The organism is Pseudomonas sp. Pseusp15, assembly GCF_059492165.1.
The window spans coordinates 3,537,508-3,551,319 of the sequence record NZ_CP168523.1 but is presented as its reverse complement, the minus strand read 5'-3'; the positions used below and the strand labels follow the sequence as shown (position 1 = coordinate 3,551,319).

Below are 13,812 nucleotides of genomic sequence, written 5' to 3'. Positions count from 1 at the left end.
CCATGAATCGACTGAGGTATTTGCGCTATGAGTAATCGTCGGGTGGTAGTCACGGGCATGGGCCTGGTGTCTCCGTTGGGTAGCGGTGTCGAAGCGGTTTGGGCGCGTCTGTTGGCCGGGCGCTCCGGGTTGCGGACGTTGCCGGATGAGGTGGTTGCCGGTCTGTCGACCACGGTCGGTGGCGCGGTGCCGACCTTGGCGGAAGATCCCGAGGCGGGTTTTGACCCGGATCGGGCGACGCCGCCCAAAGAGCAGAAGAAGATGGACCGCTTCATTGTGTTCGCCATGGAGGCGGCGCGTCAGGCCGTGGAGCAGGCCGGTTGGCAAGCGCTCGACGCCAATGCCCAGGAGCGCACGGCCACTATTATCGGCTCGGGCGTGGGTGGTTTCGGCGCGATTGCCGATGCGGTGCGTACTACCGACAGCCGTGGTCCGCGACGGTTGTCGCCGTTCACCATTCCTTCGTTTCTGGTCAACCTCGCCGCGGGCCATGTGTCGATCCAGCACGGTTTCAAGGGGCCTTTGGGGGCTCCGGTAACAGCGTGCGCGGCCGGGGTTCAGGCGATTGGTGACGCGGCGCGGCTGATTCGCTGCGGTGAGGCGGACATTGCGGTGTGTGGCGGCGCGGAAGCGGCGATCGATCGGGTCAGTCTCGCCGGGTTCGCCGCGGCGCGGGCCTTGTCCAGCGGTTACAACGATACTCCGGAGCGCGCCTCGCGGCCGTTCGACAGTGGGCGCGATGGCTTCGTGATGGGCGAGGGTTCGGGCCTGCTGGTGATCGAATCCCTGGAACACGCCCTGGCACGCGGCGCTCAACCATTGGCCGAGCTGGTTGGTTACGGCACCAGCGCCGATGCCTATCACCTGACTGCAGGGCCGGAGGATGGCAGTGGTGCACGACGGGCGATGTCGTTGGCGTTGGCTCAGGCGGGTATTTCTCCGGCGCAGGTGCAGCATCTCAATGCTCATGCGACTTCGACGCCGGTTGGCGATCTTGGGGAGTTGGCGGCCATCAAGTCGCTGTTCGGCTCGGACAACAAGATAGCGGTAACGTCGACCAAATCAGCCACCGGGCATCTGCTCGGTGCGGCTGGCGGGATCGAGGCGATCTTTACGCTGCTGGCACTGCGCGATCAGGTGGTGCCGGCCACGCTCAACTTCGATAACCCGGATCCGGCCACCGAAGGCGTGGACATTGTTCACGGTCAGGCGCGACCAATGAACATCGACTACGCGATGTCCAACGGTTTCGGATTCGGCGGTGTGAACGCCAGCGTATTGTTCAAATACTGGGAGGACTAGTTCACGACAGGCAGGTGATGGCACGAATAGTGATTACTCATTCGCTGACGATTGTTGAACAATCACGAGGCGTTGAGTATGAGCAGCGGACTGTCCCTGGCCGATCACATCACATTGGAATTGCGCGCTGACATCATCGGCGGTCGTTTGCTGCCCGGCATGGCGCTGGTGGAAAACGATCTGGTGTCGGCTTACAACGCCTCGCGCAACACCATTCGCGAGGCGTTGCACCGTCTGGGGCAAGAAGGGCTGACCCGCTATGTCCGCAACAAGGGCGTGATGGTGCGCAGGCTGGGTGTCGACGATGTGCGCGATCTTTTCAAGGTTCGGCGCACCCTGGAACTGCAAGCCATCAGCGCCAGTCAGCCATTGCGTGAGTATCAGTCCGACCGGATGCTCGAAGCCCTGGAGGCCACCGAACTGGCCCGGGAGCGTGAGGACTGGCGCGCCGTCGGCACCCACAGCCTGGCCTTTCATCAACACATCGTCGGATTGCTGCGCAGTCCGTTGTTCGATGAGTTCTTCACCAACGTCGTCGCGCAACTGCGCCTGGTGTTTTGCACCGCTCCCGATGAATCACGTTTTCAGGCGCCCTGGCTGGCGCGTGACCGGCAGATACATGAGTTGCTGGCCGACGGCGACAAGCGCGCGGCTGCGGACGCCATGAGCCGTTATCTCGACGATTCCGAACACCTCCTGTTGCAGATGCTTGCCCCTTCTTCCCATCACTGATCGAGGATTTTGTGCCATGTACAAAGACTATCCGGCGGCCTATCAAGTCAGCAAAGGCTCGGCCTTGCAGGTGGACACAGCCTTCTATGAACGGATCCGCGACCAGAAAGAGGGGCGCACGCTGATCGAGCAGTTCGAAGTGCCGATCCGCACCGGTCGCGCCTGGAATGTACCGGCCGGGCATGTGTTCAGGGTCACGACCCCGGTCGGCCCGCAAGTCGGGGATTTCAACGTCTGGAATGCCCACGATCCGCGCGAGCGCTTGTGGGCGGCGCGGACCCGGCAGTTGCAGGGCGCCCATGTCAGCACCCATGACCGGCTCTGGTCGAACCTGCCATTTTTACGGCCGCTGGTGACCATTACCGACGACAGCCTGGCCGGTTATGGCATCGACGAACACGGCGGGCGTTTGCACGATTTGCTGGGAACGCGCTGCGATCCTTACGTGAACAAAATGCTTACCGGCGAAGACTTCCATCATCACTGCCACTCCAACCTGACTCGCGCCGTATTGCCCCATGGCCTGACCGAGTTCGATGTGCATGACGTGTTGAACATTTTCCAGTGCACCGGCCTGAACCACGACGACCTGTATTTCATGAAAGCCTGCCCGGCGCAGAAGGGCGACTATCTGGAGTTCTTTGCCGAGATTGATCTTTTGTGTGCGCTATCGACCTGCCCGGGTGGCGATCTGTCGCTGGCCATGTGGGGGCCGGATGCGCAGGATCCGTTGAGCGTCTGTCGCCCGCTGGGAGTAGAAATTTACCGGTTGGAGGATTCGTTGCTTGAAGGCTGGAGCCAGCCGGAGCGTGCGGCTTACAAAGGGTTGCATGGCTTGCATATCGCCAAGGCTGATTGGGAAAAATAAAGGGGTTTGAGCGACAAAAATCCTGTAGGAGCGTGGCTTGCCCGCGAAGAATGCGCCGTGGTTTTTCAGGTATTACGCGTCATCGTTCTTCGCGGGCAAGCCACGCTCCTACAGGTGCTGCGCGGTCAGCGGTCCTGCGCATCCTTGGCATCCGCTTCCGCGTTGCGTTCGGCGACGCGCTTACGTTGCTCTTCAGTCAATTCGACCTTGTTGGCGGTGTCACGCAGCATCATCAAACCGCCAACGATCGAGCCGATGGCAACGATCAGAATCAACCAGGCATACCAGGGCATAGGAGTTCTCCTTAAGGGCAGACCGGTGGACAAGGGTTTTGCCAACCGATCCTGCATACCACTTTTGAGCGATGGAATTTCGCAGTGGTTCCATTCTATGCCTGATCCGACAGCAGCACTGCGGCTGTTTAGAGCCCGGTCAACATCGCATCCGCCGGCGCATCGGCACGCAGTTGCGCGGTCAGCATGAAGTACACGAAACCCACTGCCATGAAGCCGAGGAAGATCAAGCCGTCACTGTAGATCGCCGCGATGCCGATCACGCCACCGGCGATGATTGCCCGGTGCGGGGTCTGGAAACGCGACAGTTTGGCCAGCGATGCCGGCAAGTAACCGGCCCGGGCGAGGGCGCAGAACTGCCGCGAGTAGCCGAGGATGATCCCGTGGAAACTCGCCACCAGGCCAAACAGGCCGATCCACACCAGCATGTGCAACCAGCTGGAGCTTTCGCCAACCACGGCTTTCATCGCTTGCGGCAGCGGATCGTTGATGTTCGACAGGGTGCGCCAGTCGCCGACACCCCCGGCAAAGAACATCACGCCCATCGCCAGCAGCACCAGGGTCAGGATGCCGCTGATGTAGGCCTTGGGAATCGTGCGTTTCGGGTCCTTGGCTTCTTCGGCGGCCATGGCCGCGCCTTCGATGGCCAGGAAGAACCAGATGGCGAACGGGATCGCCGCGAACATCCCGGCAATCGCCGGCGCACCGAACACATCAGAGCCGGCCCAGCCGTTGAGGGCGAAGTTGCTGAAACTGAAGGCCGGGGCGACCACGCCCATGAACACGATGTACGCCCCGACCGCTGCGTGTTTCGGGTCCAGGGCGGGAAACTGCACGTCCAGATAGGCGCCGATCGCCAAGGCAATCGTCGGTGGCGCGAAGACGAATTCGATCAGCGTCGCCAACCCGGCAATCAACCCACCTTTCTCGCCAAAGGCACGGCGGCTGTAGGCAAAGGGACCGCCGGCATGGGGAATCGCGGTGGTCAGCTCGGTGAAACTGAAGATGAATGCTATTCACCTAAGAGTCTTGAGTCAGTGAGTAACCCGTGGCGAGGGAGCTTGCTCCCGCTTGAATGCGTAGCGCTCACAAAAATCGGCGATTGTTATCAGGTTTTTGGGGCCGCTGCGCAGCCCAACGCGAGCAAGCTCGCTCGCCACAAAGGTAGGCATGACTGAAGAATCGCGCTTAAGTGAACAGCGTTACTCTTTACACATTCTTTATGCCCCGCCGCACCCCTCGATCTCGCGCCTTTACAGCCTCCCTGCCGACAATCACTCCACACGCGGCAATACGCCGTAACACGGAGAACTTCCATGAGCGTTCTGGACGGAGTGTCACTGCTATTGGCAGTGGGGCTGTTCATTTATCTGTTGGTTGCGCTGTTGCGCGCGGACCGGAACTAGGAGCGGCTATGCACAGTTATGACTATTGGCTGATCCTCGCCTTCTTCGCCGTGGTGCTGATTCCGGCACCGTTTCTGGGGCGCTTCTACTACAAGGTGATGGAAGGGCAGCGTACCTGGCTTTCGCCGATTCTCGGCCCGGTGGAGCGTGGCTGCTATCGGGTGGCCGGTGTCGATCCGCAGGCCGAACAGAGTTGGCAGAAATACACCCTGGCCTTGCTCGCCTTCAACCTCGCGGGCTTTTTGCTGTTGTTCGCGATCCTGATGTTCCAGGATCACTTGCCACTGAACCCGCAAAACCTGCCGGGCCAGGAGTGGACGCTGGCGTTCAATACCGCTGTCAGCTTCATGACCAATACCAACTGGCAGTCCTACAGTGGCGAAGCATCCCTGAGCTACTTGAGCCAGATGGTTGGTCTCACCGTGCAGAACTTCGTCAGCGCCGCCACCGGCCTGGCGGTTCTGGTTGCACTGTGTCGCGGCATCGGTCGCAAGTCGACCAAGACCTTGGGCAACTTCTGGGTCGACATGACCCGCGCCACCCTCTACGGCCTGCTGCCTCTGTGCTTGCTGCTGGCGCTGTACCTGGTGTGGCAGGGCGTGCCACAAACCTTCGCGCAATATGTGAATGCCGTAACGATGCAGGGCGTCGATCAGGTGATCCCGCTCGGCCCGGCCGCCAGCCAGATTGCGATCAAGCAACTGGGCACCAACGGCGGCGGCTTCTTCGGCGTCAACTCGGCGCATCCGTTCGAGAACCCGACGGCCTGGAGCAACCTGTTCGAAGTCGCCTCGATCATTTTGATCCCGGTGGCGCTGGTGTTCACCTTCGGCCATTACGTGAAAGACCTGCGTCAGAGCCGCGCGATTATCGCCTGCATGCTGGCGCTATTTTTGATCGGCGGCGCGACTTCGCTGTGGGCTGAATACCAACCCAATCCGACCCTGGCCAACGTCGCCGTCGAACAGACCGCGCCGCTGGAAGGCAAGGAAGCGCGTTTCGGCACCACCGCCACCGTGCTGTGGTCGGTGACCACTACCGCAGCGTCCAACGGTTCGGTCAACGGCATGCACGACAGCCTCAACCCGCTGAGTGGCATGGTCGCGATGGTCAACATGATGGTCGGCGAAGTGATCTTCGGCGGTGTCGGTGCCGGGCTCTACGGCATGTTGCTCAACGTATTGATCGCGGTGTTCCTCGCCGGCCTGATGATCGGGCGTACGCCGGAATACCTCGGCAAGAAACTGCAAGCCCGGGAAGTTCAGCTGCTGGTGGTGACCTTGCTGGTGATGCCGGTCGGCGTGCTGGTGCTCGGCGCGATTGCCGCCAGCCTGCCAGGCCCGGTGGCGGCGGTGAGCAACCCCGGTGCTCATGGTTTCAGTCAGTTGCTTTACGCCTACACCTCGGCCAGTGCCAACAACGGCTCTGCCTTCGGCGGCTTCGGTGCCAACACTGCGTTCCACAACCTGATGCTGGGGCTGGGCATGTTGATCGGGCGCTTCGGTTACATCCTTCCGGTGCTGGCCCTTGCCGGCAGCCTGGCGATGAAGAAAACCGCGCCGATTGGCCAGAACAGCTTCCCCACCCATGGCCCGCTGTTCGTGACCTTGCTGACCGTGACCATTTTGCTGGTGGGTGGTTTGACCTTCTTGCCGACACTGGCGCTGGGTCCGATTGCTGAACACTTGAGCATGGGCTTCTGAGGATCTAATGATGAATATGCCCGTTACCAAAACCGTCGCCGCCAAAGCGCCGGAACAACCGAAAACTGCCATCGCCGCCCTCTGGCGCCCGGCGCTGGTGCAAGCGTTCGTCAAGCTCGACCCACGGCAATTGCAGCGTGCGCCAGTGATGCTGGTGGTGGAACTGACCGCCATTCTCACCACCGTGCTGTGCTTCATTCCCGACAGCGCCGTGCCGACCTTCGTTGCCGCGCAAATCGCATTGTGGCTGTGGTTCACCGTACTGTTCGCCAACTTCGCCGAAGCGTTGGCCGAAGGTCGCGGCAAGGCCCGCGCCGATAGTCTCAAGGCCGGCAGCGTTGGCTTGAGCGCCCGGCGCAAAAGCGCCAATGGCAGCTTTCAGGTAGTGCCCGCCAGTAGCCTGCGTAAGGGCGACGTGGTGCGCGTCGAAGCGGGGGAGATGATTCCCGGTGACGGCGAGGTGATCGAAGGCATCGCGGCGGTCAACGAAGCGGCGATTACCGGTGAATCGGCGCCCGTGATTCGCGAATCCGGCGGCGACCGTTCGGCCGTCACCGGCAACACTCGACTGGTGTCGGACTGGTTGTTGGTGCGCATCACCGCCAACCCCGGCGAGTCGACCCTCGACCGCATGATCGCGCTGGTCGAAGGTGCCAAACGCCAGAAAACCCCGAACGAAGTCGCGCTGGATATCCTGCTGATCGGCCTGACCCTGATCTTCCTGTTGGTGGTGGTGACCCTGCAACCGTTCGCCCACTTCGCCAACGGTAACCTGCCGCTGGTGTTCCTGGTGGCGTTGTTGGTCACGCTGATTCCGACCACCATTGGTGGTTTGCTGTCGGCCATCGGTATCGCCGGGATGGACCGTCTGGTGCGCCTGAACGTGATCGCCAAATCCGGTCGTGCCGTGGAAGCGGCGGGGGACGTGCACGTCCTGCTGCTGGACAAGACCGGCACCATCACCTTCGGCAACCGTCGCTGCAGCGCGGTTTATGCCGCACCAGGCGTCAGCGCCAAGGAACTGGCCGAAGGCGCGTTGTTCGCCTCTCTGGCCGATGACACCGCTGAAGGCAAATCCATCGTCGAGTACCTGCGTGGTCTTCACTCGCACCCCGAACCGTCCCCCGAAGTACTGACCGCCGTGCCGTTCAGCGCTGAAACCCGCCTGTCCGGTGTCGACTATCAGGGCCGGGTCTATCGCAAGGGCGCGGTGGATTCGCTGCTGAATTTCGTCGGCCTGAAACGCGCTGATCTGGCTCCCGCCCTGTCCCGGGAAATCGACAAGATCGCCCAGAGCGGTGGTACGCCTCTGCTGGTGTGCGCCGACGGCAAGTTGCTCGGTGTGATTCATCTGAAGGACGTGGTCAAACCCGGCATCCGCGAGCGTTTCGCCGAACTGCGCAAGCTGGGGATTCGCACGGTCATGGTTACCGGTGACAACCCACTGACCGCCGCCGCGATTGCTGCCGAAGCGGGCGTGGATGACGTACTGGCCGAAGCCACGCCGGAGAAGAAACTGGCGCGCATTCGCCATGAGCAGAACGACGGTCGGCTGGTTGCCATGTGCGGCGACGGCGCCAACGACGCCCCGGCCCTGGCTCAGGCGGACGTGGGCATGGCGATGAACGATGGCACGCAGGCGGCGCGGGAGGCGGCGAACATGGTCGACCTCGACAGCGACCCGACCAAGCTGTTGGACGTGGTGCAGATCGGCAAGGAATTGCTGGTGACCCGTGGTGCGCTGACCACCTTTTCCATCGCCAACGACGTGGCCAAATACTTCGCGATCCTGCCGGCGCTGTTCGCCTCGATCTACCCGCAATTGGGTGTGCTCAACGTCATGCACCTGAGCAGTCCGCAGAGCGCGATTCTGTCGGCGATCGTGTTCAACGCCCTGATCATTGTGGTGCTGATTCCACTGGCGCTGCGCGGTGTGCGGGTGCAGGCGGCGAGTGCGGCGGCGTTGTTGCGACGCAATCTGCTGATCTATGGACTGGGCGGGATTCTGGTGCCGTTCGTGGGCATCAAGGCGATCGACATGCTGTTGACGGCGTTGCATCTGGTTTAGCGGTTGTTGTTTGAGGCAGGGGCTTTTTGTGGCGAGGGAGCTTGCTCCCGCTGGGCTGCGAAGCGGCCCCACCTCAGGCCCAATGTTTATTCAGGGCACCGCATTCACCGGGTTTACGACTGCTGCGCAGCCGAGCGGGAGCAAGCTCCCTCGCCACAGGTGATGTGTGTGCCTTCTAAGTGATGAGTATTCTTCGAATCGAGGATTTTGAAATGTCCACATTGATACGTCCGGCCCTGAGCCTGCTGGTGCTGATGACCCTGATCACCGGCGTCGCTTACCCCTTGGTGGTGACCGGCGTTGCCCAGGTTGCCTTCCCGGACCAGGCCAATGGCAGCCTGGTGCGCGACGCCGACGGTAAGGTCCGTGGCTCGTCGCTGATTGCCCAGGATTTTGTCGGCGACGCCTGGTTCCACCCACGGCCATCGGCCGGTGCCTTTGCCACTGTGTCGAGCAGCGCCAGCAACCTTTCGCCGAGTAATCCGGCGCTGGCCACTCGGGTGATCGAGGAGGCCAATAAGCTGCAGGTGGCCGGGCAGGGACCGGTGCCGTTGGCCATGCTGACCACCTCCGGCAGCGGCCTCGATCCGCACTTGCCACCAGAGTCGATTACCTATCAACTGGCGCGTGTCGCGGCAGCGCGCAATCTGCCGGTGTCTACGCTTGAACAACTGCTGGATACGCACATCGAGCGGCCGTTGGTGGGGCCGCCGGTGGTGAATGTGTTTGAGTTGAATGCGGCGCTGGAAAAGTTGTAAAGGTTGGAAGGTTGGAAGGATCGTTCCCTCGCTCTGCGTGGGAATGCATCTATGGACGCTCTGCGTCCGCTTCGACTGGGACGCGGAGCGTCCCTGGCTGCATTCCCACGCAGAGCATGGGAACGATCAACAAAGTGAACAAGGCAATGACAGATGAGTGACTCCGGCCGCGCCGACGCGCTGTTAGCAGACCTGCCCCGCGATGGCCGCGGCCGGCTCAAGGTGTTCCTGGGCGCCGCTCCGGGGGTCGGCAAGACCTACGCCATGCTCCAGGCCGCCCACACTCAACTGCGCCAAGGCGTGAAAGTCCTGGCCGGGGTGGTCGAAACCCATGGCCGCGCCGAAACCGAAGCACTCCTCGCCGGTTTACCGCAGCAGCCGTTGGTGCGCTCGGAATACCGTGGCGTGATGCTCGAAGAAATGGACCTCGATGGCTTGCTCGCCGCCAAACCGAAACTGGTGCTGGTCGACGAACTGGCCCACACCAATGCCCCCGGCAGCCGTCACACCAAACGCTGGCAAGACATCCAGGAATTGCTGGCTGCCGGCATCGACGTGTTCACCACGGTCAACGTCCAGCATCTGGAAAGCCTCAACGATCAGGTGCGCGGCATCACCGGCGTACAGGTGCGTGAAACCCTGCCGGACTGGGTGTTGCAAGAAGCCTACGAACTGCTGCTGATCGACCTGCCGCCGCGCGAGTTGCTGGAGCGTCTGCGCGACGGCAAAGTCTACGTGCCGGAGCAGGCGCGAGCGGCCATCGATGCGTTCTTCACCCAGACCAACCTCACCGCCCTGCGCGAACTGGCGATGCAAACCGCCGCCGCTCAAGTCGATAACGATCTGGCGCAGGGGTATCGCCAGTTAGGGCAAGCGGCGCCAGCGGTGCGCGGTCGTTTGCTGGTGGGCGTCGATGGCGATGCGCAGGCCGAGCGTCTGGTGCGTCACGCCAGTCGCGTCGCCCAGCGGCGGCATCTGCCGTGGAGCCTGGTGCATGTGGATAACGGCCGGGTGCGTGACGAGCAGTCGCGCCTGCGCCTGCAAAGCGCCCAGCAACTGGCTGAACGCCTCGGTGGCGAAGTGGTGTTGCTGCGCGCCGGTGAGGTGGCGAAAACCCTGATCCAGCACGCCGCTGAACGTCGCGCCAGCCTGGTACTGGTGGGCCAGTCACGCCAGCGTTTGCGTCGACGGTTGTTCGGCGGCGGCCTGGCGTCGCGTTTGTTGCGCGATGCTCGCGGGCTGGAAATCAACGTGCTCGACAGCGATCACGAACAGCATCAGCCACGTCAGCGTTCGGCGCAGTCGCTGGTGTGGTTCGACTACGCGTTGGCGCTGGTGGCGACGGTGCTCGCCAGTGCCCTGGCCTGGGCGGTGTCGAGCGTCTTGCCACTGCCCAACATTTCGTTGGTGTTCCTTGCGGCGGTGTTGCTGGTGGCGGTGCGCAGCAGTCTTGGCCCGGCGCTGGCTTGTGCGGCGCTGTCGTTTCTGACCTATGACTTTCTGTTCATTCCGCCGACGTTCTCTTTCAGTATTCAGCGCGAAGAAGACGTGCTGACCTTGCTGTTCTTCCTGCTGATGGCGGCCCTGACCGGTAACCTTGCAGCGCGGCAACGGCGGCAACTGGAAGCCTTGCGCGACACTCAGGAAGAGACCAGCGAACTGCTCGACCTGTCGCGCAAGCTCACCGCCGCCACCGACCGTCAGGCCGTGGTCAGCGCCGCGGCCCAGCATCTCAACGGCTGGAGCGACCTGAAGCTGTGCCTGCTCAATCGCGATGGCCAGAGCGGCTGGAAAGTTGAAACCGGTGGGCCGCTGGAGTTTTCCGAGGCCGAGCGCGCCGCCGCCGATTGGGCCTGGCAACACGATCAACCGGCAGGCGCGGGCACCGGCACCTTGCCGTTCGGGCGCTGGTGGTGGTGGCCGTTGTCGGTGGACGACGGGCCGCTGGCATTGCTCGGCGTGTGTGCCAAAGAAGGCCAAACCCTGAGCGGCCAGCGTCGGCGCTTGCTGACCGCGCTGAGCCAACCGTTGGCCCAGGCGTTGGCCCGGGCGCAACTGGCCGATGACCTTGAAGCCGCGCGTTTGCATGGCGAAACCGAACAGTTGCGCAGCGCGCTGCTGGCGTCGGTGTCCCACGATTTGCGCACGCCGTTGACCTCCATGCGCGGCAGCATCGACAGCCTGTTGGCGCTGGGCGAGGCGATTCCGCTTGCGGACCGTCGCGAACTGCTCGAAGGCACCCGCGATGAAGCCGAACGGCTGGATCGCTACATCCAAAACCTGCTGGACATGACCCGCCTCGGTCACGGCGCCCTGAAGCTGGCGCGGGACTGGGTGTCGCCGGCAGACATCGTCGGCAGTGCACTTAATCGTCTGCGTGCGGTGCTGTCGTCGTTGCAGGTCATTACCGAGGTGCCGGCCGAACTGCCGCTGCTCTATGTGCATGCTGCGTTGATCGAGCAAGCACTGGTCAATGTGCTGGAAAACGCCGCGCGTTTTTCTCCGCCCCACGGACGTCTTGAATTGCGCGCCGGCGCCACTGACAGCGAGCTGTTTTTTTCGGTGAGTGATGAGGGACCGGGGATTCCGGAGGAGGACCGGGCGAAAATTTTCGACATGTTCTACACCGCCGCTCGTGGTGATCGCGGTGGGCAGGGTACGGGGTTGGGGCTGGCGATCTGTCAGGGCATGGTCGGTGCCCATGGCGGGCGGATCAGCGTCGCCGACGGCATCGAAGGGCGCGGCACCTGCATCACGCTGCACTTGCCGTTGCAGACTCAGCCGGGATTGGACAGTGAAGCCTGATCCCGCCTGCGCTACTCTCTTGCCACCTCTTTGTGTTGATGTGAATTCATGAGCCAGACCGCGACCATTTTGGTCATTGACGACGAACCGCAGATCCGTAAGTTCCTGCGCATCAGCCTCGCCTCCCAAGGCTACAAAGTGCTGGAGGCCGGCACCGGCACGGAAGGCCTGGCCCAGGCCGCATTGAACAAACCTGACTTGTTGGTGCTCGACCTCGGCCTGCCGGACATGGACGGCCAGCAGGTATTGCGCGAGTTTCGCGAGTGGTCGACGGTGCCGGTACTGGTGCTCTCGGTGCGCGCCAGCGAAGGGCAGAAAGTCCAGGCGCTGGATGGCGGCGCCAACGACTACGTGACCAAGCCGTTCGGCATCCAGGAGTTTCTCGCCAGGGTGCGCGCCTTGCTGCGTCAGGCGCCAACGGGTGAGGCCCAGGAAGCGGCGCTCAATTTCGGTCCGCTCACTGTCGACCTGGCTTATCGCCGGGTGCTATTGGACGGCGCCGAAGTGGCGCTGACGCGCAAGGAATATGCGGTGCTGGCGCAACTGGCGCGGCATCCGGGGCGGGTGATCACCCAGCAGCAATTGCTCAAGGACATCTGGGGCCCGACCCACACCGAGGACAGCCACTATCTGCGGATCGTAGTCGGGCATTTGCGGCAGAAACTGGCGGATGATCCGACTCAGCCGCGGTTCATCGTCACCGAGGCGGGGGTGGGGTATCGGTTGTTGAGTGAAGTCAGCCTTTAGTTCTGTTGATCGCTCCCATGCTCTGCGTGGGAACGATCGTCAGTACGCTTTACCGCCAATCTTCATTGCGCTCACTCTCATACCGATCCAGCGTATCCCGGGCAATCTCCCGCCCCAGCGCGATCAACTCCGGCGCCTTGTAGAACTCGAAAAAACGGCACACCCGCTTGGGCACGTTGATCAGGATATCCGGTGGATACCCGGCAATCTTGTACTGCGCCAATGAAGTTTGCATCACCTCGAAACTCTGGTTGATCAGGTCCAGCAAAGACGCCGGCCCGACGTTGTCGATGATGAACGACCCGGTGGCGGATTTCGGTGCACCGTCGCTTTCCGGGGCCGCCGCCGGTTGCTGGGCTTCGGGCTGGGCGGATTCGATCCACGGGTTGATCTCGGCCGCTTCTGCCATCAGCGCTTCCTTTTCGAGAAGCAGCAATTGCTCCGCCTGTTTGCGGCGGAAAGGCAATTTCGAGCCCAGCGAGCTGATCAGGCTGTCGAAGCGGGTCTTGAATGCCGCCGGGCGCTGGATCACCGGCAGTTGATAGTGACGCTGGTTGGTGGAGTTGAGGTTGACCGCGATGATCAGGTCGCAATGGCTCGACACCACCGGCACGATCGGCAACGGGTTGAGGATGCCGCCGTCCACCAGCATTCGATTGCCCTGCATCACGGGGGTGAACAGGCTGGGGATCGCCGCCGACGCACGCATGGCCTGGTGCAGACAGCCTTCCTGGAACCAGATTTCCTGCTGGTTAGTCAGGTCCGTAGCCACGGCCGTGTAGGGGATGCGCAGGTCTTCGATATTGATCTCGCCGACGATCTTGCGGATCTGCCCGAAGACCTTCTCCCCGCGAATCGCGCCCAGGCGGAAGCTGACATCCACCAGACGCAACACGTCGAGGTAATCCAGGCTCTCGATCCAGTCGCGATAATCATCGAGTTTGCCGGCGGCATAGATCCCGCCGACCACCGCGCCCATGGAGCAACCGGCGATGCAGGCGATGTCGTAGCCACGCCGTTCGATCTCTTCAATAACGCCGATATGGGCGTAGCCCCGGGCACCGCCCGAGCCCAACACCAGTGCGACACGCTTTTTCATGAATCGACCTCTTTGACAAGGTTCAACAATG

11 protein-coding genes and 1 pseudogene are annotated in these 13,812 nt (G+C 62.3%); 9 read left to right on the top strand and 3 right to left on the bottom strand.

Annotation, left to right across the window (positions count from 1 at the left end; all coding sequences use genetic code 11):
* The first annotated feature begins 27 nt into the window (after positions 1-27).
* From fabF to ACEN8R_RS16100, 3 genes are all read left to right on the top strand, one after another.
* Positions 28-1,302 carry a beta-ketoacyl-ACP synthase II gene (gene fabF, locus ACEN8R_RS16110; RefSeq protein ID WP_026286695.1) on the top strand — a complete coding sequence of 425 codons (1,275 nt, stop codon included), beginning with the start codon at positions 28-30 and terminating at the stop codon, positions 1,300-1,302.
* A 78-nt stretch (positions 1,303-1,380) separates the two neighbouring features.
* Complete coding sequence (locus ACEN8R_RS16105) at positions 1,381-2,034, top strand: GntR family transcriptional regulator (protein ID WP_018929820.1); 654 nt, start codon at positions 1,381-1,383, stop codon at positions 2,032-2,034.
* Between the two features lie 16 nt (positions 2,035-2,050).
* A complete protein-coding gene (locus tag ACEN8R_RS16100; RefSeq protein ID WP_018929819.1) occupies positions 2,051-2,902 on the top strand; it encodes an urea carboxylase-associated family protein in 852 nt (283 codons plus the stop codon).
* 125 nt (positions 2,903-3,027) lie between these two features.
* On the opposite strand, the gene ACEN8R_RS16095 is transcribed toward ACEN8R_RS16100, so the two are convergent.
* Positions 3,028-3,195, bottom strand: a complete 168-nt coding sequence (locus ACEN8R_RS16095) for a DUF2897 family protein (protein ID WP_008006000.1) — start codon at positions 3,193-3,195, stop codon at positions 3,028-3,030.
* 128 nt (positions 3,196-3,323) lie between these two features.
* Positions 3,324-4,205: pseudogene (locus ACEN8R_RS16090) on the bottom strand (amino acid permease); the annotation flags it as partial.
* A 306-nt stretch (positions 4,206-4,511) separates the two neighbouring features.
* Between ACEN8R_RS16090 and kdpF the strand changes: the two are divergent.
* From kdpF to ACEN8R_RS16060, 6 genes are all read left to right on the top strand, one after another.
* A complete protein-coding gene (gene kdpF, locus ACEN8R_RS16085; RefSeq protein WP_007899818.1) occupies positions 4,512-4,601 on the top strand; it encodes a K(+)-transporting ATPase subunit F in 90 nt (29 codons plus the stop codon).
* An 8-nt stretch (positions 4,602-4,609) separates the two neighbouring features.
* Positions 4,610-6,304 (top strand): potassium-transporting ATPase subunit KdpA, encoded by a 1,695-nt coding sequence (kdpA, locus tag ACEN8R_RS16080; RefSeq protein WP_018929817.1) that lies wholly within the window; start codon positions 4,610-4,612, stop codon positions 6,302-6,304.
* A 10-nt stretch (positions 6,305-6,314) separates the two neighbouring features.
* Positions 6,315-8,372, top strand: a complete 2,058-nt coding sequence (gene kdpB / locus ACEN8R_RS16075) for a potassium-transporting ATPase subunit KdpB (protein ID WP_258613319.1) — start codon at positions 6,315-6,317, stop codon at positions 8,370-8,372.
* Between the two features lie 212 nt (positions 8,373-8,584).
* The gene (kdpC, locus tag ACEN8R_RS16070) at positions 8,585-9,130 is read left to right on the top strand and encodes a potassium-transporting ATPase subunit KdpC (RefSeq protein ID WP_026286694.1); all 546 of its coding nucleotides are present in this window, start codon (positions 8,585-8,587) and stop codon (positions 9,128-9,130) included.
* A 153-nt stretch (positions 9,131-9,283) separates the two neighbouring features.
* Positions 9,284-11,935 carry a DUF4118 domain-containing protein gene (locus tag ACEN8R_RS16065; RefSeq protein WP_258613320.1) on the top strand — a complete coding sequence of 884 codons (2,652 nt, stop codon included), beginning with the start codon at positions 9,284-9,286 and terminating at the stop codon, positions 11,933-11,935.
* Positions 11,936-11,983: 48 nt separating this feature from the next.
* Positions 11,984-12,682 (top strand): response regulator, encoded by a 699-nt coding sequence (locus ACEN8R_RS16060; RefSeq protein WP_064616704.1) that lies wholly within the window; start codon positions 11,984-11,986, stop codon positions 12,680-12,682.
* A gap of 49 nt (positions 12,683-12,731) precedes the next feature.
* Here the strand turns inward: ACEN8R_RS16060 and ACEN8R_RS16055 are convergent, their stop codons facing one another.
* Positions 12,732-13,781, bottom strand: coding sequence for a patatin-like phospholipase family protein (locus ACEN8R_RS16055; RefSeq protein WP_018929812.1), 1,050 nt, complete (start codon positions 13,779-13,781; stop codon positions 12,732-12,734).
* Positions 13,782-13,812: the final 31 nt, after the last annotated feature.